This is a genomic window from Mycobacteroides chelonae, from assembly GCF_016767715.1.
Taxonomy (GTDB): domain Bacteria; phylum Actinomycetota; class Actinomycetes; order Mycobacteriales; family Mycobacteriaceae; genus Mycobacterium; species Mycobacterium gwanakae.
This window is the reverse complement of record NZ_CP050145.1, coordinates 77,590-100,357: the sequence shown is the minus strand read 5'-3', so window position 1 is coordinate 100,357 and position 22,768 is coordinate 77,590. Positions and strand designations below refer to the sequence as shown.

18 protein-coding genes are annotated in these 22,768 nt (G+C 64.9%); 8 read left to right on the top strand and 10 right to left on the bottom strand.

What is annotated here, in order from left to right; all coding sequences use genetic code 11:
• Nucleotides 1-336 precede the first annotated feature (336 nt).
• Entirely contained in the window at nt 337-1,803 is a 1,467-nt protein-coding gene (locus HBA99_RS00470; protein WP_070951730.1) for a glutamate synthase subunit beta, read from the bottom strand.
• On the bottom strand, nt 1,796-6,388 hold the full coding sequence (gene gltB / locus HBA99_RS00465) for a glutamate synthase large subunit (RefSeq protein WP_057967345.1): 4,593 nt from the start codon (nt 6,386-6,388) through the stop codon (nt 1,796-1,798). The genes HBA99_RS00470 and gltB overlap by 8 nt, the downstream gene beginning before the upstream one ends.
• 493 nt (nt 6,389-6,881) lie before the next feature.
• On the opposite strand from gltB, the gene HBA99_RS00460 reads away from it, so the two are divergent.
• The 4 genes from HBA99_RS00460 (at nt 6,882) to phoA (ending at nt 11,470) form a co-directional block, all read left to right on the top strand.
• A complete protein-coding gene (locus HBA99_RS00460; protein WP_070923224.1) occupies nt 6,882-7,718 on the top strand; it encodes an SDR family NAD(P)-dependent oxidoreductase in 837 nt (278 codons plus the stop codon).
• Nucleotides 7,719-7,727: 9 nt separating this feature from the next.
• Nucleotides 7,728-8,645: a metal-dependent hydrolase gene (locus tag HBA99_RS00455; protein ID WP_030096193.1), complete on the top strand. Its 918-nt coding sequence runs from the start codon at nt 7,728-7,730 to the stop codon at nt 8,643-8,645.
• Nucleotides 8,645-9,784, top strand: coding sequence for a PDR/VanB family oxidoreductase (locus tag HBA99_RS00450; protein ID WP_030096194.1), 1,140 nt, complete (start codon nt 8,645-8,647; stop codon nt 9,782-9,784). Before HBA99_RS00455 ends, HBA99_RS00450 begins: the two co-directional genes overlap by 1 nt.
• Before the next feature lie 126 nt (nt 9,785-9,910).
• Entirely contained in the window at nt 9,911-11,470 is a 1,560-nt protein-coding gene (gene phoA / locus HBA99_RS00445) for an alkaline phosphatase (RefSeq protein ID WP_070951731.1), read from the top strand.
• A gap of 95 nt (nt 11,471-11,565) precedes the next feature.
• Here phoA and HBA99_RS00440 read toward each other — a convergent pair whose 3' ends face one another.
• A complete protein-coding gene (locus HBA99_RS00440) occupies nt 11,566-12,498 on the bottom strand; it encodes a TauD/TfdA dioxygenase family protein (protein WP_070951732.1) in 933 nt (310 codons plus the stop codon).
• 71 nt (nt 12,499-12,569) lie between these two features.
• Between HBA99_RS00440 and HBA99_RS00435 the strand changes: the two genes are divergently transcribed.
• Nucleotides 12,570-13,130, top strand: a complete 561-nt coding sequence (locus tag HBA99_RS00435) for a TetR/AcrR family transcriptional regulator (protein WP_070918728.1) — start codon at nt 12,570-12,572, stop codon at nt 13,128-13,130.
• A gap of 6 nt (nt 13,131-13,136) precedes the next feature.
• Here HBA99_RS00435 and HBA99_RS00430 read toward each other — a convergent pair whose 3' ends face one another.
• Nucleotides 13,137-14,216, bottom strand: coding sequence for a DUF1254 domain-containing protein (locus HBA99_RS00430; protein ID WP_081347651.1), 1,080 nt, complete (start codon nt 14,214-14,216; stop codon nt 13,137-13,139).
• A 40-nt stretch (nt 14,217-14,256) separates the two neighbouring features.
• Nucleotides 14,257-14,691: a MarR family winged helix-turn-helix transcriptional regulator gene (locus HBA99_RS00425; RefSeq protein WP_070951733.1), complete on the bottom strand. Its 435-nt coding sequence runs from the start codon at nt 14,689-14,691 to the stop codon at nt 14,257-14,259.
• 86 nt (nt 14,692-14,777) lie between these two features.
• On the opposite strand from HBA99_RS00425, the gene HBA99_RS00420 reads away from it, so the two are divergent.
• Nucleotides 14,778-15,467, top strand: coding sequence for a PadR family transcriptional regulator (locus HBA99_RS00420; RefSeq protein WP_057967350.1), 690 nt, complete (start codon nt 14,778-14,780; stop codon nt 15,465-15,467).
• On the opposite strand, the gene HBA99_RS00415 is transcribed toward HBA99_RS00420, so the two are convergent.
• A complete protein-coding gene (locus tag HBA99_RS00415; RefSeq protein WP_070952374.1) occupies nt 15,468-17,174 on the bottom strand; it encodes a 3-ketosteroid-delta-1-dehydrogenase in 1,707 nt (568 codons plus the stop codon).
• Between the two features lie 173 nt (nt 17,175-17,347).
• Here HBA99_RS00415 and HBA99_RS00410 point away from each other — a divergent pair, with 173 nt between their 5' ends.
• Together HBA99_RS00410 and HBA99_RS00405 are read left to right on the top strand one after the other, a co-directional pair.
• Nucleotides 17,348-18,502 carry a 3-ketosteroid-9-alpha-monooxygenase, oxygenase component gene (locus HBA99_RS00410; RefSeq protein WP_070951734.1) on the top strand — a complete coding sequence of 385 codons (1,155 nt, stop codon included), beginning with the start codon at nt 17,348-17,350 and terminating at the stop codon, nt 18,500-18,502.
• Nucleotides 18,499-18,756: a ferredoxin gene (locus tag HBA99_RS00405; protein WP_078321777.1), complete on the top strand. Its 258-nt coding sequence runs from the start codon at nt 18,499-18,501 to the stop codon at nt 18,754-18,756. The genes HBA99_RS00410 and HBA99_RS00405 overlap by 4 nt, the downstream gene beginning before the upstream one ends.
• Here the strand turns inward: HBA99_RS00405 and HBA99_RS00400 are convergent.
• From HBA99_RS00400 to HBA99_RS00385, 4 genes are all read right to left on the bottom strand, one after another.
• A complete protein-coding gene (locus HBA99_RS00400) occupies nt 18,753-19,673 on the bottom strand; it encodes an alpha/beta hydrolase (protein ID WP_070951735.1) in 921 nt (306 codons plus the stop codon). The genes HBA99_RS00405 and HBA99_RS00400 overlap by 4 nt on opposite strands.
• Complete coding sequence (locus HBA99_RS00395) at nt 19,670-20,518, bottom strand: IclR family transcriptional regulator (protein WP_070952375.1); 849 nt, start codon at nt 20,516-20,518, stop codon at nt 19,670-19,672. Before HBA99_RS00395 ends, HBA99_RS00400 begins: the two co-directional genes overlap by 4 nt.
• 166 nt (nt 20,519-20,684) lie before the next feature.
• Nucleotides 20,685-21,584: a biphenyl-2,3-diol 1,2-dioxygenase gene (gene bphC, locus HBA99_RS00390; protein ID WP_070950344.1), complete on the bottom strand. Its 900-nt coding sequence runs from the start codon at nt 21,582-21,584 to the stop codon at nt 20,685-20,687.
• Entirely contained in the window at nt 21,584-22,765 is a 1,182-nt protein-coding gene (locus HBA99_RS00385) for an acyl-CoA dehydrogenase family protein (RefSeq protein ID WP_030096207.1), read from the bottom strand. The genes bphC and HBA99_RS00385 overlap by 1 nt, the downstream gene beginning before the upstream one ends.
• Nucleotides 22,766-22,768: the final 3 nt, after the last annotated feature.

The window sequence follows — 22,768 nt, the reverse complement described above, 5'->3', positions numbered from 1 at the left end:
ACGCCCAATGGCTGTCGCGAGCAACGCTCAGTGGCTGAAGCGCAGGAGCTCTTCGGGAGTGATGAGTCGCTCGTTCTTCGCAGGGAAACTATGACTCTTCATGGGATGACGGAGCAGTGACCAGGCAATTCGGCCAACCCATGTCTTCGTAACGGGTGTGTTGGGCACGAGAACATCTCCTGCGTCGGCAAGCTTTCAGAACCAGCCAGTAGCATATCGCAAATCCCGACCTAGATCACGTGTCACACCGACAACAAGCAAACATGTCAGGTAACACGAGGTGAAATCGCCCGGAGCTACCGGCCCTCGCGAGCCCGGCAACGCCGACCAGGAAGCTCAGCGCTGTGGTGCGGCAGTCGGCTTGATTGGCGCGGGCAGCGCCGTCTCACCGGTCAGGTACTCGTCCACCGCGGCAGCGGCGGAACGGCCCTCGGCAATCGCCCACACAATCAGCGACTGGCCCCGGCCCATATCGCCGGCCACGAACACGCCGTCCACCGACGTCGCATACGCGCCATCACGCGCCACATTGCCGCGGTCGGTGAGTTCCACGCCCAGGTTCTCCAGCAGGCCCGGCTTCTCCGGACCCACGAATCCCATTGCCAGGAAGACGATGTCGGCCTCCAGCTCGAAGTCCGAGCCCTCGACCTTCTCGAACTTTCCGGCGTTGAAGACGACCTCGTGGGCTCGCAAGCCGGTCACCTTGCCGTCCTCGCCGAGGAACCGCTCGGTGTTGACGGCGTAGATCCGCTCGCCGCCCTCTTCGTGCGCGGAGGCCACCCGGAACAGCGTCGGGTACGTCGGCCACGGGTCGCGCTCGGAACGGAGCTCCGGCGGCTTGGGCATGATCTCGAACTGCTGGACGCTTGTCGCGCCCTGGCGGTGCGCGGTGCCCAGGCAATCAGCTCCGGTGTCACCACCACCAATGATGATGACGCGCTTGCCCTTTGCGGTGATCGGGGGCTGCCCGTCCTCGTCCACGACGTCGTCGCCCAGCTGCACCTTGTTGGCCCAGGGCAGGTATTCCATGGCCTGGTAGATGCCCTCGAGTTCGCGTCCCGGAACCGGAAGGTCACGCCAGGCGGTCGCCCCGCCCGCGAGCACCACGGCATCGAATTTCGCGCGCAGCTCGTCGGCGGTGATGTCGACACCGACGTTCACTCCGGCCTCGAAAACCGTGCCCTCGGACCGCATCTGGTCCAACCGCCGGTCGATGTGGCGCTTTTCCATCTTGAACTCGGGAATGCCGTACCGCAGCAGACCGCCGATGCGGTCGGCCCGCTCATACACGGTGACATCATGACCGGCGCGCGTAAGTTGCTGCGCCGCAGCCAAACCAGCTGGACCCGAACCGACCACCGCGACCTTCTTGCCGGTCTTCACCTCGGACGGAATGGGCTTGACCCAGTCGTTTTCGAAGGCGTTGTCGATCAGTTCCACCTCGACCTGCTTGATGGTCACCGGGTCCTGGTTGATGCCCAGTACACACGACGCCTCACAGGGCGCGGGGCAGAGCCGGCCGGTGAATTCCGGGAAGTTGTTGGTGGCGTGCAGCCGCTCGATGGCCTCACGCCAGTTTCCGCGGTACACCATGTCGTTCCACTCGGGAATCAAGTTACCCAGCGGGCAACCCTTGTGGCAGAACGGAATTCCACAGTCCATGCATCGCGACGCCTGCGTCTGCAGGGCCGTGTGCTCGAAGTCTTCGTAGACCTCTTTCCAGTCGAGCAGCCGCAATGGCACGGGACGCCGCTTCGGCAGTTCGCGGGTGGTGTGAGTCAGAAAGCCGCTTGGGTCACCCACGAGCTGCCGCCATGATCGCCTCGTTCACATCGCCTCCGGTCAGCTCCGCGTCGGCAATGGCCTCCAGCACGCGACGGTAGTCGCGAGGCATCACCTTGACGAAGGAGTCGCTTTGGCCGCTCCAGTCGGCCAGAATACGTTGTCCGACAGCAGAGTCGGTCGCCGCTACGTGCTTTTCGATCAGGCTGCGCAGCACCTGCTCATCGTCAGGATCCAGCGCGTCCACATCGACCATCTCGTCGTTGAGGTTGTCCACCAGCTGTTTGGCCGGGTCGTACACATAGGCCACACCGCCGGACATCCCCGCGGCGAAGTTGCGCCCGGTCGGGCCGAGCACCACCACGGTGCCGCCGGTCATGTACTCGCAGCCGTGATCGCCCACGCCTTCGACGACAGCGGATGCACCCGAGTTGCGCACGGCGAACCGCTCGCCCACCAATCCGTTGAGGAAGGCCTCACCGCTGGTGGCGCCGAACAGAATGACGTTTCCGCCGATGATGTTCTTCTCGGCCTCAAAGTCTGCCGGTGCCTCGCGGGAGGGGCGCACCGCGATGTGCCCGCCGGACAGTCCCTTGCCCACGTAGTCGTTGGCATCGCCGAACAACCGCAACGTGATGCCACGCGGCACGAACGCGCCGAAGCTGTTCCCCGCCGAGCCGGTGAAGGTGATGTCGATGGTGTCGTCCGGAAGTCCCTCGCCGCCATAGGCCTTGGTGACCTCGTGCCCAAGCATGGTGCCGACAGTCCGGTTGACGTTGGTGATCAGCGTCTCGAACTTCACCGGAGTACCGCGATCGAGGGCCTCTCGGCTCATCACGATCAGCTGCTGGTCCAGCGCCTTCTCCAGGCCATGGTCCTGCGACCCACTGCAGTACAGGTCCTGGTTCATGAACGCCGACTCCGGCTCCGTCAGCACCGGGGTCAGATCGATCTTGCTGGCCTTCCAGTGTGCGATCGCCTTCTCGGTGTCCAGCGCGCCAACCTGGCCGACGGCCTCGTTGACGGTGCGGAAACCGAGCTCGGCCATCAGTTCCCGGACTTCCTCGGCGATGAACAGGAAGAAGTTCTCCACGAACTCCGGCTTGCCGTTGAACCGCTGGCGCAGCACGGGGTTTTGCGTGGCCACACCAACCGGGCAAGTGTCCAGGTGGCAGACGCGCATCATGATGCAGCCCGAGACGACCAGGGGAGCGGTCGCGAAACCGAACTCCTCGCCGCCCAGCAGCATGGCGATCATCACGTCGCGACCGGTCTTGAGCTGGCCGTCGACCTGCACGACGATGCGGTCACGTAGACCGTTGAGCAACAACGTCTGCTGTGTCTCGGCCAGACCCAGCTCCCACGGCGCACCCGCGTGCTTCATGGAGGTCAGCGGGGTGGCACCGGTGCCGCCGTCATGCCCCGAGATGAGCACCACATCGGCGTGGGCCTTCGAAACACCCGTGGCAACCGTGCCAACACCGTTCTCCGACACCAGCTTCACGTGGATACGCGCCTGCGGGTTGGAGTTCTTCAGATCGTGGATCAGCTGCGCCAGGTCCTCGATCGAGTAGATGTCGTGGTGTGGCGGCGGGGAGATGAGTCCCACGCCGGGTGTGGAGTGCCGCACCTCGGCCACCCATGGGTAGACCTTGTGCGCGGGCAGCTGGCCACCCTCGCCGGGCTTGGCGCCCTGCGCCATCTTGATCTGGATGTCGGTGCAGTTGCTCAGGTAGTGCGAAGTCACACCGAACCGGCCGGAGGCCACCTGCTTGATGGCACTGCGTCGCCAGTCGCCATTCTCATCGGGCGTGAATCGACGCGGATCCTCGCCGCCCTCACCGGAGTTCGATCGAGCACCGAGGCGGTTCATCGCGATCGCCAGGGTCTCGTGCGCCTCGGCAGAGATGGAGCCGAAGCTCATCGCACCGGTCGAGAAACGCTTCACGATCTCGCTGGCGGGCTCCACCTCGTCCAGCGGAACCGGCGCGCGCCCAGTGTCTTCGGAGGACTTGAACTTCAGCAGACCGCGCAGCGAAGCCATCCGCTCGCTCTGGTCGTCGACCAACTGGGTGTACTCCTTGAAGACCGAGTACTGGCCGGTCCGGGTGGAGTGCTGCAGCTTGAACACCGTGTCGGGGTTGAACAGGTGGTACTCGCCCTCACGCCGCCACTGGTACTCACCACCGACCTCGAGCTCCCGGTGCGCCCATTCTTCGGGGCGCTCCAAGAAGGCCAGGTGGTGGCGGGAGGCAACGTCGGCGGCGATCTCGTCCAGACCGATACCGCCTGTGGGACAAGCCAATCCGGTGAAGTACTCGTTCAGCAGCTCCGGTGACAGGCCGATGGCCTGGAAGAGCTGGGCACCCGTGTAGGAGGCCAGGGTGGAGATGCCCATCTTGGACATGACCTTGAGCACGCCCTTGCCCGCGGCCTTGATGTAGTTGCGGATCGCCTTGTCGCGCTCCACACCCGAGATCATGCCGCGGTCGATCAGATCTTCGATGGACTCGAAGGCCATGTAGGGGTTGACGGCGGCCGCACCGAAACCGACCAGTGCCGCCACATGGTGCACCTCGCGGGCGTCTCCGGCCTCGACCACCAGACCGACCTTGGTGCGGGACCGCTCGCGAACGAGGTGGTGGTGCACCGCGGCAACAGCCAACAGTGAAGGGATTGGCGCCATCTGATCGTCCGACTCGCGATCCGACAAGATGATCACCTGGGCGCCGCCCGCGATGGCCGCGGAGACCTCCGCACGCACCGACTCCAGGGCGGTCCGTAGTCCCGCACCACCCTCGGCAACCGGGTACAGGCAGCGAATCACGCGACTGGAGAAACCATGCGGACGCCCGTTGACCTCGTCCGAAGGGTCGAGGTGGATGAGCTTGTCCAGCTCGTCGTTGTGCAACACCGGCTGCGGCAGCAGGATCTGGTGGCACGACTCGGCGGTCGGGTTCAACAGATCGCCCTCGGGACCAATCACACCGCCGAGGCTCGTCACGACCTCCTCGCGGATGGCGTCCAGCGGGGGATTGGTGACCTGCGCGAAAAGCTGCTGGAAGTAGTCGAACAGCATCCGGGACCGGTTGGACAGCACCGCAATCGGGGTATCGGTGCCCATTGAGCCGAGTGCCTCGGCGCCGGTGCGGGCCATCGGTGCCACCAGGAGGTTGATCTCCTCATAGGTGTAGCCGAATACCTGCTGGCGCAACACGATCCGGTTGTGCGGCATGTGCTGGTGCGGCCGGTCTGGCAGCTGCTCCAGGCGCACCAGGCCCTCGTCGATCCACTTCTGGTACGGCTCCGCGGCGGCGAGTTCGGCCTTGACCTCTTCATCGGAGACGATGCGGCCCTGGGTGGTGTCCACCAGGAACATGCGGCCGGGCTGCAGGCGGGTGCGCTGCACGACGGTGGACGGGTCCAGATCCAGCACGCCGGCCTCGGAGGCCATCACGACCAGTCCGTCGTTGGTCACCCAAACACGGGACGGCCGTAGGCCGTTGCGGTCGAGCACGGCGCCGACAATGGTGCCGTCGGTGAAGCAGACCGAGGCCGGCCCGTCCCAGGGCTCCATGAGGGATGCGTGGTACTCGTAGAACGCGCGGCGCTGCGGGTCCATGGACTCGTGCCGCTCCCACGCCTCGGGGATCATCATCAGCACCGCATGGTGCAGGGGGCGGCCACCCAGGTGCAGCAGTTCCAGTGCCTCGTCGAACCGCGCCGTGTCCGAGGCACCGCGCGTACAGATGGGGAAGATCTTGTCGAGCTGGGCAGGATCGCCGAACGCATCGGTCTTGATGAGCGCCTCACGGGCCCGCATCCAGTTCTCGTTACCCGCGACGGTGTTGATCTCACCGTTGTGCGCCACCCGGCGGTAGGGGTGCGCCAGGGGCCAGGACGGGAAGGTATTGGTGGAGAAGCGCGAATGCACGATGCCCAGCGCGCTCTCGACGCGTTCGTCCTGCAGATCGAGGTAGAACGCCCGCAGCTGCGGAGTGGTCAGCATGCCCTTGTAGACGAAGGTGCGGCCGGAAAGGCTTGGGAAATAGACGGTTTCCTCGCCAAGGCTGCCGCGGCCCGATCCCTGGTTGCCCAGCTCGTGCTCGATGCGCTTGCGCACCACGTAGACGCGCCGCTCCAGGTCGATACCGGAGGCACCGGAGATGAACAGCTGCCGGAAGGTGGGCATGGCGTCGCGGGCGAGGGCGCCCAGCGATGAGTCGTCGTGCGGAACCTCACGCCAGCCCAGAACGGTCAAACCCTCTGCCTCGACGATCTTGTCGACGGCCTCGCACGCCGCCGCCGCGTCCTTGGATCCCTGGGGCAGAAACGCGATACCCGAGGCGTAGCTGCCCTCGGCGGGCAGTTCGAAGTCCACGACAGCGCGGAAGAACTTGTCCGGGATCTGCAGCATGATTCCGGCGCCGTCACCGCTATTGGGCTCGGCTCCCGCGGCACCACGGTGCTCCAGGTTCAGCAGTGCGGTGATGGCCTTGTCCACAATGTCGCGGCTGCGCCGGCCGTGCATATCCACGACCATGGCGACACCGCACGCATCGTGCTCGTAGGCCGGGTTGTAGAGCCCGGTCGCGGGGTGTGGCATGGCTGCTCGTCTCGTCTCCAGGGCCTCCCTGGGTGCACAGGCTGTATGCACCCGTCAATGCCCTCCTCGAAGGTGCCCCACAGACCGGCACGGGGTGGTGCTCAAACCCCGGGGCTGGCCCGTTGGCCCTTGTCCGTAGCGTCCTTCTCGGCCGTCTGCTTCGTGGGCTCGCGGCGATGAACCGCTTGCGTGAAGAGCATCCGGCTCCGACGATGAGGCACCCGCCGGACACCGTTGACCAGCGGATCTCGTGCCCCGACGCGACAAGTAATCAAAACGATATGTCAGGAACCCCGGTGGACGCCAACTCGGGTGGTTAGATGGCGCGACACCTTGCGGCGTCGTTCTCTCAACGTGTAGGTCAACGCCCGTTTCCTCGATAAACACCACCGGACCCCTTTACCAAACGCTGCGTCTTTTTTGACCCCCGTTTGGTGATTTACAATCTCCGCTATCACGTAAGCGCGCTCGGTGCGCAGGATTCGGAGGATGCATGACATCCGGCAGTGCACAGCGCAACAGCCTGGTGGTGGTGACCGGCGGCGGAAGCGGCATCGGCCGCGAGACCGCGTTGGCCTTCGCCCGCCAGGCGGCCCGTGTCGTTGTCGCCGATATCAACCTCGACACCGCGAACGAGACCGTCGGGCTCGTGGAGAAATTAGGCGGCACCGCCCACCCTTATGCCCTGGATGTGTCCGACGAGAACGCCGTGACCGCATTCGCCGACGAAGTCTGCGCCACGCACGGAGTGCCGGACGTCCTGATCAACAACGCCGGCATCGGCCAGGCCGGACGATTCTTCGATACGCCGTCTGCGGACTTCCAGCGCGTGCTCAACATCAATCTCAATGGAGTCGTGTACGGCTGCCGCGCGTTCGGCCCTCGAATGGCTGAGCGCAAGAGCGGGCACATCGTCAACATCTCCAGTGCCGCCGCGTACACGCCGATCCCCGAGATGGGCGCCTACGCCACCAGCAAGGCCGCCGTGTTCATGTTCTCCGACGTGCTGCGCGGCGAGCTCGCTCGCGCGAAGGTCAAGGTCAGCACCATCTGCCCGGGCATCGTCAACACGAACATCATTCGCACCACTCAGTTTTCCGGTCTGTCGGCCGAGGACCAGGCCAAGCGCCAGCGGCAGGGCGCGGGACTGTACGCCAAACGCGGCTACGGCCCGGAGAAGGTGGCCAAGGGCATCGTGAATGCCGTCCTCAAAGGCAAGTCGGTCGTCCCGGTCACTCCGGAAGCACACATGCAATACCACCTCAGCCGCCTGGCCCCGGCGCTGAACCGGCTCTTCTGGGGCAGCCTTGGCAACAAACTCAACAAATAGGAGGACACCATGGCGCGCAACACAACTGAGGCCACCGGCCTGCACGTCGTACCCACAGAGCCCGGCGAGGTAGTGCTCCGGCCGCGCAATGTCCAGTTCGACACCAGCCACACGCCGCTGCACTGGATCCCCAACGAGCCCATCGTCTCGCATTTCATCTCGGCCTTCAATCTCCTTCTGCCGGAGGGTGAGCGGGCATTCGTCGACACCTTCACCCGCGCGTTGCCGTATGTGAAGGACGACAAGATCCGCGAGGCGATGATCGGATTCATGGGCCAGGAGGCCGTGCACGCCGAGACCCACAGCAAGGTGCTGGGCGACTTCCTGGAGAAGAACGGCATCAACGTCGCGCCCGCGATCACCCAGATCGAATACATCACGCACATGCTGGAGCGCACCAACGAGCTGCGCAGCGAGAAGCTCCGGTACCGCGTGATGGTGGAGAAGCTAGCCCTCATCGCCGGTATCGAACACTTCACCGCCGTGCTCGGCGACTGGGTGCTCAACCACCCCTTCGAGAAGTTCAACGCCGACGCGGAGATGGTTGACCTGTTCCGCTGGCACGGCGCCGAAGAGGTCGAGCACCGCAGCGTCGCGTACGACGTGGCCCGGTACTTCCAGATCCGCCGCGGGCACATGATGCTGACCTTCGTGCTGGCCACCATGCTGCTGGTGGGCGTGATGCTGCGCTACACCAAGTTCTTGGTGCGGCAGGACCCGTCGCTGCCCAACTACGGCGTCTTCGGCGTGCTGCGGCAGATGAACAAGGCCATGAAGCGGGGAGCGTTCTTGCGGTGGCGCGAGCTGGCCAAGTCGGCCATGGAATTCATGCGTCCCGGCTTCTCACCCGACCAGGTGGGCAGCACGGCGCAGGCGGTGGCATACCTGAGTACGTCACCCGCCGCGAAGGCCGCGGCCGGCTACTGATGTTCGATCGCTTTCGCCGCACTCCGCAGCCCACTCCCAAGCGCAAACGGCCTTCGCTGCCGCCCACGCTGTACGGCACCCTGCCGGTGTCGCCCACGATCGCACTCGGCAGCGTGCTGTTCCCAGTCGCGGTCCGGGCCATCGGCGCCCTGCTGATTCTCAAGAAACCGCCCGAGAACCACGTCGACCGCACGCTGACGCTGGTGGTGAAGGACCGCTGGATCGAGGCGAAGGATCAGGACGTCGCCAGCCTGGTGCTCGCCGCACCCGACGGCGAACGCCTTCCGCCGTGGCATCCCGGCGCACACCTGGATCTACTGCTGCCGTCGGGCCGGATGCGGCAGTACTCACTGTGCGGCGACGTCTCCGACCCGTACCACTACCGCATCGCCGTGCGTCGTATCCCCGAGGGCGGCGGTGGCTCCATCGAGGTGCATGACGCGCTTCAGATCGGCGCCACCGTGTCGATCCTCGGACCGCGCAACGCCTTCCCGCTCGCGATGACCCAGCCCGGGCCGCGCAAGCTGCACTTCGTGGCCGGCGGCATCGGCATCACACCGATCCTGTCCATGATCGCCTTCGCCGAGCAGCTGGGTAAGCCATGGACCATGGTGTACACCGGCCGGAACCGCGATTCGCTCCCGTTCCTCAATGAGCTCAAACGCTTTGGTGATCGGGTCATCGTGCGGACCGACGATCAGTCGGGTCTGCCGACCGCCAATGACCTGCTGCCCGAGGTGGGCGAGAACGACGCGGTGTACTGCTGTGGCCCCGCACCGATGCTCGCCGTCCTGCAGCGGCGCCTACTCGAAATGCCGTCGGTGGAACTGCATTTCGAGCGATTTGCCGCCGCACCCGTGGTGGATGGTCATCCCTTCGAGGTACAGCTGGGCCCCGGTGGGCCGGTGCTCGAGGTGCCCGCCGATCGCACGGCGCTGGACGTCATCAAGAAGAAGCTGCCCCATGTGGCGTATTCATGCCAGCAGGGTTTCTGCGGTACCTGCAGAGTGAACGTGCTGGCAGGCACCGTCGACCATCGGGACCAGATCCTCACCGAATCCCAGCGAGACGAGGGACAGATCCTGACCTGCGTATCGCGCGGGGAAGGGCGCCTGGTTCTGGATCTGCCCGCCGAGTAACACCTCTGCGCCGAGACCGAGGTTGTGGCGAATTTGTGCGAGACGTATGCGCCATAACCTCGGTCTGGGTGAGGCGTTTCCCCATCGGTTCACCGAGCGTTCATCGGTTCCCTGGAAACTGGCCCGATGCGCATCTCCCACGCAGTCATCGCCCTCACCTCGACACTGATCCTGGCCCTTGCTCCGTCCGCGGCCGCCGCACCGCCCTCGGACGCTCCCGAGGTGCCTGTCGGCGAGATCGCCAAGACCGGTGGCGCGAACCGTACGCCGGGCGGACGTGACGGCGACAAGGCGGCAGATCTGCGGAATTCGGTGCAGGGCCGCAACGCCAAGAACGTCATCCTGCTGATCGGTGATGGCATGGGGACCTCGGAGATCACCTCGGCGCGCAACTACCAGCACGGCGCCGCCGGGACCCTTCCCGGACTCGACGCACTGCCCATCACCGGTGAGTACACCACGTTCGCGCTCACCAAGGACGGCCCCGAGAAGGGCAAGCCGGATTACGTCACCGACTCGGCGGCCTCCGGCACCGGGTGGGCGACCGGGACCAAGACCTACAACGGAGCCATCTCGGTCGACCTCGACGGCAAGCCCCTGGACACGATCCTGGAGATCGTGCAGAAGCAGGGATTCGCCACCGGAAACGTCACCACCGCGGAACTGCAGGACGCCACCCCGGCCGTGCTCACCGCCCATGTCGTCGATCGGGACTGCAAGGGCCCCAAGGAGACTCTCGAGAAGTGCGCGGGCAACGCCGTCGACAACGGCGGCAAGGGCTCGATCTCCGAGCAGCTGGTGGCCACCCGGGCCGATATCAGCCTCGGCGGCGGCGGTAAGTACTTCGAGGAGACCATCACCGGCGGCGAGCACAGGGGCAAGAGCTCACTGGATGTCGCCAAGGCCGCCGGATACCAGCTGCCCACCACCGCGGGTGATCTGAACAAGGTAGGCAGCCTGGACAATCCGGTGCTCGGTGTGTTCGCGAAGGGCAACCTGCCGGTGCAGTGGGACAAGGTGCCCGCGGCGGTTCCCAACGGCGGCAAGCTGCCCGCAACCACCTGCCGGCCCAACCCCGAGCTGCCCAAAGACCAACCTCAACTGTCCGCGATGACCACCAAAGCCATTGACCTGCTGGTGAACTCGAAAAAGGGGCAGGACAAGGGTTTCTTCCTGCAGGTGGAGTCGGCGTCGATCGACAAGCAGGATCACGCGGCCAACATCTGCGGTCAGATCGGTGAGACCATCGCGCTGGACGAGGCCGTCGCGGCGGCGCTGGACTTCGCCCGCAAGGACGGCAACACCCTGGTCATCGTGACCGCCGATCACGGGCACTCCTCGCTCATCGTTCCCGAGGACTTCGACAACCCAACCGCCCTGTCGGTCGCGGTGAAGACGGCCGACGGCGCCACCATGCGGATCATGTATCCCACCGCGCCGGAAGGGGAGTCGCAGACGCACACGGGAACGCAGGTGCGCATCGCCGCCTACGGGCCGGGTGCCGCGAACGTCTCCGGACTCACCGATCAGACCGACAACTTCAACACGATCGTCGGTGCGCTGCTCGCATCCAAGAGCCCCGACGCCTCGAACGGGCCGTCCTGGTGGCTGGCCGGAGGGATCGCGGTGGTGGCAGCCACGCTGGGCGCCGCCGCCACGTTCTTCTTGGGCAGGCGCGGGGCCTGACGGCCACGCACACCGGGCTCGAACAGCCGAGTGGGAACTTCGCGAGGAGAATCGGCCGGATTTCCTCGCGAAATTCCCACTCGATGCCCTGAGGCCTACGCCACCAGCCGCTTCGGGTTGTCGATCACCGAGTAGTCACTGGCGTCCCCGGAGATCACCCGGCTGCTTTCACCGTTGACACCCACCGGCACATCACCGGCCAGGGTGACGCGATGCATCCGGCGCCGTTGGTCACCGTAATCGGAGACGGCATAGTGCTGGGTGGCGCGGTTGTCCCACATCGCGACGTCACCGAGCTCCCAGCTCCATCGAATCGTGTTCTCCAGCCAGGTGATCCGATCCTGGAACATCCGGAACAACGCTTGCGATTCGCTGCCGTTCACATCCAGAATCCGCTTCACGAAGTTGCCCAGCAGCAGCGCCTTCTCGCCCGTCTCGGGATGCACCCGAACCACCGGGTGGTGCGCCTCGAAATGCGTCGACCCGAACTCGCGCACATACTTGGATCCGGATCCCGCCTTGGCCAAGAGTTCGGCCACCTTCGCGGGATCTACTTGGGCGTAATCAAATTGGTTGTTGTGCATGGCCCACAGATTGTCCGCCAACTCTTGCAGGGCCTTGGGCAGCTGCCGGTAGGCCGCCACCGTGGAGGTCCACGTGGTTGTCCCGCCATACGGTGGCAGCTCCACCGCGCGCAGGATCGAGGCCTTCGGAATCCGGTCCACGAAGGTCACATCCGTATGCCACTGGTTGGCGCGGCCCCCCTCCTCCGAGTCGAGCCGCATCACACGCTCTCCGTCGAACTTCAATGTGGGGTGCGGCGATGTCGGTACGCCCATGCAGCGCGCGAAAGCGAACTGCGCTTCGTCGTCGAGGTGCTGCTGTCCGCGGAAGAAGATCACCTTGTGCTCCAGCATGGCCTCGTTGATGGCAGCTGCCGTCTCGGCGTCCACTTCGCCGAGGCGCACTCCGTCGATACGGGCGCCGATGTTCTCGCCCAGCTTCACCACACGTACATCGCTGCTCATGACCCGCTCCTTCTTCCCGATAATTCGGTGTAGTCAAATGACTACACTCGCTCGTCCGCTACTGTACACACATGACTACACCCGAGGCAACGGCTGCCAAGCCCGTAGGCAAGGAAGAAGTGGTGGAGGCCGTTCTGAACGCCGCCGCCGAGCTTTTCGCCGAGAAGGGGCCCGCCGCCGCATCCATCCGCGAGGTCGCCGCCCGCGCCGGGGTGAACCACGGGCTGGTGCACCGCCATTTCGGCAGCAAGCGCCAGCTGCTGGCCTCCACGCTGCAACACCTGGCCGACACCGGGGCCGCACTACGCGAAGCCGGGGCATCCGCTCCGGACCTGGAGGCCGCACATGATCTGCAGCTGCGAGTGATGGTGCGCTCCACGCTCGACGGCTTTCCCATCGAAGAACTCCAGGAACGCAGACCGGGGATGGAATGGCTACTCGAACAGATACGCCCCGGTCACGCGGACGAGCGTGAGGCCCGGCTAGCGGGGGCCCACGCGATTGCCCTGCAGCTCGGCTGGCGGCTGATGGGGCCCAGCCTGCGTGCCGGCTTCGGCCTGGAGGACATGTCCGATGCCGACATCCGTGCAGAGGTCGCCGGGCAAGTCGCCAAGCTCGTTACACCCCAATAGATTCCACTAGGTGACGGGTTGCGCCTCCGGGAACACCCACTGGCCGTCGAGAATCTGCGGCTGCGCGCGGTACAGCCGGACCATGTAGTTCCAGCCTGGCGTGATCGGCAGGCAGTTCACCGTGGCGTCCGTGCACCCACCGAACTGCACCGTGGTATCGCCCCCGGCTCCGCGTCGCGCGGTGATGTTGTTGAGTGAGTAGGCATTACGGGAATTCGGCGTGAAGTACCCGTCCTTGTTGTAGACGGTGACCGACCAGAACCCATCTACCGGTACCTGTCCGACCGTCAGTCGATACACCGTGGTGCCGTCATTCTTGGCTGGGTTGACATTGAGGTAGAGGGCGTCTTTCTCGGGGTTGCCGCCCCAGGCCGAGGCGGTACCGATCAGATGGCGGACCGGGTCGGTGGTGTCCCTGGTACCGAACGTTGCCTTGGTATCGGGAAGTGTCGCGGCCAGCTGGAGCAGGCCTTCCCGCACCTTCTGTTGACTTGCGCTGTCCCATTTAGGGATATCGAAACTCCCGGGGCGTTCTTGTTGTGCCGTCACAGCGTCCTGCAAGGCATGGACCTCCGCGAGGTCCGCGGGATCACCCGGGTTCACCAGGGTCCGCACGGCAGCGGCTACATAGCGGGTTCCGGTCTGTTCCTTGGTGATTGTGTGCTGACCCTTGCCGTAGAAGACGGCCGGAACGTAGTGATCCTCCGTGATGAGCTGCAGCGACATGAATCGCTGCCCCGGGTCAGGCAGCGAGATGGTGACCGGACCAGCGTCAAGGTCGAACACCGCCGACGAGTAGAGGGTGTCACGGTTCTGGCGGATTACCAGCTGCCGATCCAGTGGTGACAACTCCCGGATGTGATGGAAGGAGCCGAAGCCGCCATCCTTCACGATGTTGCCGAAGTACAGGTCCGACTCTGCCCGCACGAAGTTGTCAGGGGTGACAACGATGGTGCCCTCGGGTGTGCGCCGCTCTGGGGACAACGCACTCGGCGTGTTGGCGGGAGTCGCCGACGGCGGATGCGCCGAGCACCCCGCCAGAACTGCCGTTACACCGACCACCACACCTGCCACAAGCCTGTTCATGGCATCGAAGCTACCCGCCGACAGTGCAACGAGAAGCGATTCAGCAGGTAGGGCCATCCTCGCCCGCGATGTCGCGGAGGGTCTGGAAAAAGTCGGCGCGCTGCCCCGCCGAGATGTCCGCGAGCAGGCGCTCTTCGGCCTCTCGTGCCAGCACGTCAGCCTGTTTGAGAAGTACCGCCCCGGACCGGCTCAGTTGAGCGGGCCGGGCACGGCCGGAGTCCACGGTGTCCGGCCGTGACACCAGACCGGCGTCCTGCAGCGCCTGCAAAACGGTGTTCATCGACTGCGGGGTCACATCCGTCGCACGGGCCAGATCCGCATTGGACCAGCCTGGGTTCTTGGACAACACCCGCATGCAGACGTACTGGGGGAATGGCAGATTCAGGGGCGCCAACGCCGCCGTGATCTCCGAACGCAAGGCCGCCGAGACGCGGTACATCAACGCACCGAGCGGTTGCCATTCCTGCTCATCCATATCAGTCATGTTGACACAGTTACCATTCTCCCGCTGAGCGGCCCCGGAGCGCCCTGGACGGCATGTCGCGTTGCTACCCTTGATCGATGGCAGCAACCAGTTCGCCCGACGAACCGAATCTCGCTGCCACCAGCTGGACGATCCTCGGCATGCTTTCCTACGAGGAAGAGGTCTCCGGCTATGACATCAAGAAGTGGGCGGATTGGAGTATCAGCTACTTTTACTGGAGCCCTTCCTTCAGCCAGATCTATTCGGAACTACGGAAACTGGAAAAGATCGGGTACGCCACGTCGCGAGTCGATCACGACAACGGCGCCCGTAGCCGCCGGCTGTACAAGATCACGGCTGCGGGTATGGCGGCGATGAACCAGTGGGCGAACGAGACGCCCGCCGAGCCGCAGGTTCTCAAGCACAGCGTGGTGCTGCGCGTCATGCAGGGCCATATGACGGATCCGGCCAGGCTCAAGGAGATTCTCGAACGTCACGTCGAGTACTCCGAAAACATGCAACGGCGCGCGGCGCTGGATGCGGATGGCGCTGCGGCCCAGCCTGCCTGGGCGTACTCGCGCGTGGCACTCAAATGGGCCGAGCGCTACTACGCGGCCGAGCGCGATCTCGCGCTGATGATGATCGACGATCTTGCCGAGGCCGCAGAGGAATTCGACAAGGCCGATCCCGACGGTGGAACCCCTCGCCTCGTCCCGGGTTACTGGCGCGAGGTCGAAAAACGAGTTGATGCCGAAAAGCTTTCCAAACAACACGATTCGCCGGAGTAGCTACCGCACCGCCGCGTCCTGTGCGGCGATGTAGCCGTACACCAGCCCCTGAGCAATCGTGGCCCCCGCACCCGGATAGGTGGCGCCGAAGGCATTGGCGGCGGTATTGCCGATCGCGTAGAGCCCCTCCATCACGGTGCCGTCTTCGCACAGCACGCGTGCGCGCTCGTCCGCACGAAGTCCGCCGCAGGTGCCGAGGTCGCTCAGCACCATGCGCACCGCATAGAACGGGCCGTCGCGCAGCGGCCGCAGGTTCGGATTCGGTGTCACGGTCGGGTCACCGTAGTAACGGTCGTACACGCTGCGGCCCCGGTGGAAATCAACGTCATCACCGGCTGCCGCCGATGCGTTGAATCGCCGCACCGTGGCCAGAAAATCCTCACGCGGTATCCCCATCATCGGCGCCAGTGCCGCTAAACTCTCTGCACGATAAGCAATTCCGGCATTGAACCAGCTGGCCGGTATCGGCATACGCGGATACAGCTGGCCGGCGAAGACGTAGCTGTTGCGGTACTGCCGGTCAAAGATGATCCACATCGATTCCACCGGGTCGCCGCACCGCTCCCGCTCAAGTACACGCTGCCCAAACGACATGTAGTCGGTTGCCTCGTTGATGAAGCGTCGTCCGGTCTGGTCGACGATGAACGATCCCGGTAACGATCGCTCCGCCAGCATCACCTTTGGGCTACCGCCGGGCAGCGGCGCCACCGCCGGGAACCACCAGGCCTGGCTCATGGAATCGATTGCCGCACCGCACTCTTGGCCTATCTGCAGCGCATCACCGGTGTTGGTGTCGGCACCCAGGCTCATGTTCCTGCCGAGGGTCGCCGACTGGAATTTGTGCCGCATCTCCATGTTGTGGTCAAAGCCTCCGGCCGCCAGTACGATGCCTCGACGGGCCGTCACCGTGATCTCGCGGCCCTCGTGAGTGACCACCGCGCCGGTGACACGCGCGCCCTGGGTGACCAGACGCACGAGCGAGGTGTCCGTCCAGATCGGAATCCCCGCACGCAGCACCCCGGCGAACAGTCCCGCCGCCAGGGCCTGACCGCCCGCCAGGTAGCGCCGGCCCAGTACCGCCCCGCCGACTCCTTGCGCGACTCGTTTCACGATGAGCGGCAAAGCCTTACGGGGGAGCCGTGCCATCAGGTTCATCCACCGATAGTCGGCGCTGGTGACGGGCATCGGGACCGCGGGGGGCTTCATGACACCCGGTTGCAGTCGGTTTCGGTACGCGCCCAGCACGGATGCATCGAACGGGCGGCATTCGCAGGTACGCCCGACCGGGCTGCCGCCAGGCTCTTCGGGGTGGTAATCCGCGTAGTCCCGGCACCAGGTAAAACGCATCGGTGTCAGTCGCATCAGCATCTCGATGGTCGCCGATTCGTGCTCAAGGAACCCGTCGCTGCGCGCCTCCGAAGCGGTTCCCGCGACCACCGACCGCAGGTAGGCGCGTGCCTTATCCAGGGTGTCGCCCGTGCCGGCGGCACTCAGCACCGGACTCGCCGGAAGCCACAGGGCTCCTCCCGAGCGGGCGGTAGACCCACCCACGTAGTGCGATTTCTCGACGATCAGCACCGACAGTCCGCGCTCACTGCCGGCCAGCGCGGCGGCCATCCCCGTTCCCGCGCCGACCACCAGCAGATCGACCTCGGTGTCGGCCGCGACGGTTCCCGCCGGAATCAGCCCATGGGGTGCTGATGCCATCTGCATGTACCTCCGTCGAATAGGTCTGAACGCCCGCGAGGTTATGCCGATAGTTCCTCGCGGTAGCCGCCGATTCCCTCCCAGCGGGACGTCAGCTCTGCGGGCGACAACCGATGTCCGGTGAGCGGACCGACCCCCTGCTGTGAGGGCAAAGACGCTGTTAGAACGGGTCCATGACGACAGCCCAGTCAGAGCCCGATCTTGATTCTGTGAAGGTGCGAAGCATCGAGGCGGACGCGGCGCCTACCCGGTTCGCCCGCGGCTGGCATTGCCTTGGCCTCATCAAGGACTTCGGCGACGGAAAGCCACACTCCATCAACGCGTTCGGTCAAAAGCTTGTGGTGTTCCGCGGCGCCGGAGGCAAGATCAGCGTCTTGGACGCCTACTGCAGGCATATGGGCGGTGACCTCAGCCAGGGCGAGGTCAAGGGTGACGAAATCGCTTGCCCATTTCATGATTGGCGCTGGGGCGGCGATGGCCGCTGCAAGCAGGTGCCCTATAGCCGTCGCACCCCCAAGCTCGCACGCACGGCGACCTGGACCACGCTGGAACAGGACGGCATGCTGTTCATCTGGAATGACCCGCAAGGGAGTCCGCCGCCGGCGGGCATAACGATTCCCCGGATCGAGGGCGCCGGCAGTGACGAGTGGACCGATTGGCACTGGTACACAACGATTGTCAACACCAACTGCCGAGAGATCGTCGACAACGTCGTCGACATGGCGCACTTCTTCTACGTACACGGTGCGCTGCCTACGTACTTCAAGAACATCTTCGAGGGCCACGTTGCGACGCAGTACATGAACGGCGGAACCCGGCCGGACGTGCCCAGCCCGGAAGGGGTGGAGATGATCGGACAGACCTCCGTCGCGTCGTACTACGGACCCTCCTTCATGATCGATGACCTGACCTACCACTTCGTTGGCGGCGACCAGCAATCGATTCTCATCAACTGTCACTATCCGATCGATGCGGATTCCTTTGTGCTGCAATACGGCATCATCGTCAAAAAGTCTCCCGCATTGCCCGATGACGCCGCCACAGGCGCTGCTATCGCACTCGGCGACTGGGTGAAGATCGGGTTTGAGCAGGATGTGCAGATCTGGAAGAACAAGGCACGTATCGACAATCCACTGCTGTGCGAGGAGGACGGCCCCGTGTACCAGTTGCGGCGCTGGTACCAGCAGTTCTATGTGGACGCCGAGGATGTGGCCGACGAGATGATCGACCGGTTCGAGTACGAGGTGGACACCACTCGTCCCGGGGAGGCCTGGAAATCGCAGATCGAGGAGAACCTCGCGGCGATGGCCGGAAGCTCATCGTCGTGATCCGCGCCGATAATCGCCTGGCCGACTCACCGATGGTGCCGGTCGGCTGTCAGCGTTGCGGCGCAGAGGTTTTGGCGCGCAAGAGTAGCTGGCAGCAGACCAGCGTGCAGTGGAATGCCCAGGCCGAATCTCGGTGCCTTCGGCGGCGGGACAGCACCGGACTGTTCCTGGTATGCCCGGAGCTGCGGGGCTCGATTCTCGATGCCGCACGCAGCGGACGACTACCCGTTCTCGCCGAAGAGTACGGCGTTTAAGCAAGCAACTCGTGGACATCGCGGCACAACCGCTCGATCGCGGCGGCGGCCAGGTCCAGACTCGGCATGGTCATGAAACCGTGAATGGCGTTGTCGTAGCGCCGGTAGCGCACCGCAACCCCCGCCTTCTGCAACGCCCGCGCGTAGGCTTCACCCTCACTGCATGGCGGGTCGTAACGCACCGTCACCACCGCCGCGGCAGGTAGTCCAGTGAGATCTGCCCGCAGTGGTGCCGCGTAGGGATGTGTGCGCAGGGCGTGATCGGGCAGGTACTGATCCCAATACCACTGCATGGCGGCGCGGGTGTTGTAGTAACCGTTGGCATACCGCCGATAAGAGTCCGTGTCGAAATTCGCGTCCACCACCGGGTAGATCAGGATCTGGCCCGCGAGGGCGGGCCCACCCATATCGCGGGCCATCAGCGCGGTGACTGCGGCGAGATTGCCTCCAGCGCTGTCGCCGCACACGATGACGCGGCTGGGGTCTCCTCCGAGAGTGCGCGCCTGACGCACCGCCCAACACGTCGCTAGAAACACGTCGTGCGCCGCCGCCGGCCACCGATGTTCCGGCGCGCGCCGATAGTCCACCGATACCACCACGGCGGGCATCTGATTAGCCAGCCGTCGGCACAAGCCGTCGTGGGAATCCTTGTCGCAGAAGACAAATCCACCACCATGGGCGAAGACGAGAGTAGCTAGCGGCCCCGCCGCAACTGGGCGGTACACCCTGACCGGTATCTCACCATGAGGCCCGGAGGCATACTCATCGGTCACCGACCGCATCGGCAGCGGATCGGCCGGTGCGGTGTATCGCGCACGGATGGCAGCGCGCGCCGCTGCTCCGGTCATCGTCTCGACGCGCGGAAACCCCTCGTTCAGCGATGGAAGCAGCGACGCGATCTGTGGATCGAGGCTCACGCGTATTGCAGTGCGCGTGAGTTCGTCTCGCGCGGAGCAGAGGACGGGTCGCACCGCAGTGGCCGAATCGGCTGCAGGGTCGGTGCCACCCGGGTCGGGCCGTTCTCGACATTGCGCCAGATGCCCATCGCTGTCATGCGCACCGGAGCCACCAGTCGCTGATCGAAGGTCATCCGCGACATCGAACCGGATACCGACACCGCAGCGACGGCATCGCCGATGCTTCCGATCGGGGACGCCACACATCCGATGCCCTGCTGCAGCTCCTCGCGGTCGAAGGCCACGCCGTGCCCACGAACCTTGTCGAGCTCCGGACGCAGCTGTGCCGCCGAGCCTATGGAGTAGCGCGTCTTACGGGCCAGGGCGGCGAACTCGTCGAGCGTCTCGCCGCGGTACGCCAGGATGGCCTTACCCGAGGCCGTACAGTGCGCCGGCTGGCGACCACCGATGCGGGTGGCCAGGGCCGCGCCCATCGCGGCACCGATCTTCTCCAGGTACACAACGTCTGTGCCGTCCAGGATCGACAAGTGGACCACGAGCCCGGTGGCCCGATGCAGCTCATGCAGCATCGGCAGCGCGGCCGCATGCAGCCTGTCCTGATGCACCGCGAGTGAGCCGAGCTCAACCAATCGCGTGCCCAGTTCGTAGTCGCGACCATCGCGTCGCAGCCACCGCAGCTGTACCAACCGCTCCAGCATGCGATGAACGGACGAGCGAGGCAGGCCGGTGCGGCGCACCAGCTGCGCCAGCGTGAGCCGGCCCGGGCCGTCGAAGGCGTCAAGCAGCAGAGATACCCGATCGATGACAGCGCTCGGGGTCGCCGATTCGGCGGTAATGGTGGTCATGGTGCCCTCCCACGGCGTTGGGGTCTCGGTCACATATGACTATTAGTCATATACCTGTTTGTATCATGGGTGTGTTCGCCGACACAACCCCGCAGAGCCCCCACACGCGAACAGACGCCCGTTGCGTCTGCAACAGGCGTCTGTTTTATCGGAGAGAAGACCCGGGCTACATGGCGGCCAGCGGCTCGCTGCCCGACCAGTCATGGCCCCAATAGCTATCAGCAGTGATTTCCTCTGCGGTGTAATACGTTTCGTCGACCCGCATACCTTCGGTACCGAACTCGATATCCCAGCCGCCGGGAGCCCGGACGTAGAAGGACACCATCTTGTCGTTGGTGTGGCGCCCCAAAGTGGAAGAGACCGTGGCGTCTGATTTCAATACCCGGTCCAGGGCCTGCCCCACGGCATCGAGACTGTCCACCTCAACCATCACGTGGACCAGCCCCGGTGCACCACCGTGCGGCGCGGGACAGAGCGCCAAACTGTGGTGGCGCTCGTTGATGCCCAGGAATCGCACCCGCATCGGGCCGAACTCCGGAGGCGCGGGAATGCGGAACGCTCCCCTCGACCGGAATCCCATCACCTCGGTATAGAACGTGAAGGCAGCATCCGGATCGGTGACCGGCAGCACCACATGCCCGAGCCCCTGAGCGCCGGTGACGAATCGCGCACCGAAGGGCGTGACCACCGGGCTGTGGTCCAGTACCGGGCCATGGAACACCTCGACCGTGGCGCCGCCGGGGTCGGTGAACGTCACCGCCTCTTCCACTCGCCGCGCGTCGGCCTCCTCGACGGACAACTGCTTGACCCCAAGGCCCGCAGCCTCCACTGCCCGCGTGACGTCGCGTAACGCCGCACCGTCACGCACCTCCCAGCCGATCGTGACGACCTGGTCCGTATCGCCGGGCACCACGACGATCCGCGCGGCGCGTTCATCCATCCGCAGATACAACGCCGCGGGATCGGGCCCGCTACCTTCGGCGAATCCCAGCACCCCCAAGGCGAAATGCCGCCAACGGTCCACGTCCTGGGTTTGGACGGTGATGTATCCCAAGCTCTTCAGCATCAGATCATCGCCCTCAGCGGCCCCTGCGGTTCGATGCCCAGCGAGCTCAGCGCCGATGCGTGAAACACGGTGCTGGGCACGTGAATCGCATGGGCGAGCCCGGTGTGCGCATCACGCCAGTACCGCTGCAAGGGCTTGTCCAATCGCATCGCGTTACCCCCGGAACGCGAGAAGATCTGATCGACTGCCATCACGGCGCGCCATGCGGCGCGCACCTGGGTACGACGGCCCGCGGCCCTGTCCTCGAATGACACTTCCTTGCCTGAATCGACGATGTCCCAAATCTTGTCGACATTCGCGAGAATCTCCTGGCGGGCGGCATTGATATCGGCGGCAGCCTCCCCGATCGCGAACAGCACATACGGATCGTCCTTGACCGCGGTGCCCTGGGCCCCGACCCGCTCGCGCTGATAGTCCAGGTGCGCCGCCAGCGCACCTTCGGCGATGCCGATCACCGCCGAACTGATACCCAGTGGGAACATCGTCGACCACGGCATCCGGTACAGGGTGCCGGTCATGCCGGCGTTGCGCTGCGCGGTGCCATCAATCACCTCGTCCCCGTCCATCACCCGATACGACGGTACGAACGCGTCCCTGACGATGATGTCTTTCGAGCCGGTACCGCGCAGCCCCACCACATTCCAGGAGTCTTCGACGATCTCGTAGTCCTGACGCGGCAGGATCATATGCAGCATTTTCGGTGGCATGAGGGGCTTGCCCTCGCCGTCACCGAGCAACGCGCCCAGGATGATCCAGTCGCAGTGGTCGGTGCCCGAGCTGAACTGCCACCGTCCGTTGAAGATGTATCCGCCGTCCACCGGCTTGGCCACACCTGTGGGCGCATAGGGGGAGGCCATCCAGACGTCCTGGTCCTGACTCCACATCTCGGCGGCAACCTTGGGGTCGGCGAAGGCCACCTGCCAGGGGTGCACACCGACGACCCCACAGATCCAGCCCGAGGCGGGATCCAGTGCGGCGGTGGCCATGACGGTTTCGGCGAACTCTCGAGGGTGCACCTCGTATCCGCCGTACCCCTTGGACTGGAGCAGCCGGATCGGTCCGGCAGCCCTGAGCATCTTGGCGGTCTCATCGGGCAGCTTGCCCAGCTTCTCCGCCTCCCACGCCTGCTCACGTAGCTGGTCAGCGAGATCGTTAATGCGATCGATTACGCGTTCGGTCATGCG

Coding starts and splice junctions, on each gene's coding strand:
- HBA99_RS00435 (WP_070918728.1), top strand. CDS start 12,570: ATGACTACACCCGAGGCAACGGCTGCCAAGCCCGTAGGCAAGGAAGAA.
- HBA99_RS00450 (WP_030096194.1), top strand. CDS start 8,645: ATGTTCGATCGCTTTCGCCGCACTCCGCAGCCCACTCCCAAGCGCAAA.
- HBA99_RS00430 (WP_081347651.1), bottom strand. CDS start 14,216: ATGAACAGGCTTGTGGCAGGTGTGGTGGTCGGTGTAACGGCAGTTCTG.
- HBA99_RS00415 (WP_070952374.1), bottom strand. CDS start 17,174: ATGGCATCAGCACCCCATGGGCTGATTCCGGCGGGAACCGTCGCGGCC.
- HBA99_RS00420 (WP_057967350.1), top strand. CDS start 14,778: ATGGCAGCAACCAGTTCGCCCGACGAACCGAATCTCGCTGCCACCAGC.
- gltB (WP_057967345.1), bottom strand. CDS start 6,388: ATGCCACACCCCGCGACCGGGCTCTACAACCCGGCCTACGAGCACGAT.
- HBA99_RS00395 (WP_070952375.1), bottom strand. CDS start 20,518: ATGACCACCATTACCGCCGAATCGGCGACCCCGAGCGCTGTCATCGAT.
- HBA99_RS00425 (WP_070951733.1), bottom strand. CDS start 14,691: ATGGATGAGCAGGAATGGCAACCGCTCGGTGCGTTGATGTACCGCGTC.
- HBA99_RS00385 (WP_030096207.1), bottom strand. CDS start 22,765: ATGACCGAACGCGTAATCGATCGCATTAACGATCTCGCTGACCAGCTA.
- HBA99_RS00410 (WP_070951734.1), top strand. CDS start 17,348: ATGACGACAGCCCAGTCAGAGCCCGATCTTGATTCTGTGAAGGTGCGA.
- HBA99_RS00460 (WP_070923224.1), top strand. CDS start 6,882: ATGACATCCGGCAGTGCACAGCGCAACAGCCTGGTGGTGGTGACCGGC.
- phoA (WP_070951731.1), top strand. CDS start 9,911: ATGCGCATCTCCCACGCAGTCATCGCCCTCACCTCGACACTGATCCTG.
- HBA99_RS00440 (WP_070951732.1), bottom strand. CDS start 12,498: ATGAGCAGCGATGTACGTGTGGTGAAGCTGGGCGAGAACATCGGCGCC.
- HBA99_RS00455 (WP_030096193.1), top strand. CDS start 7,728: ATGGCGCGCAACACAACTGAGGCCACCGGCCTGCACGTCGTACCCACA.
- bphC (WP_070950344.1), bottom strand. CDS start 21,584: ATGCTGAAGAGCTTGGGATACATCACCGTCCAAACCCAGGACGTGGAC.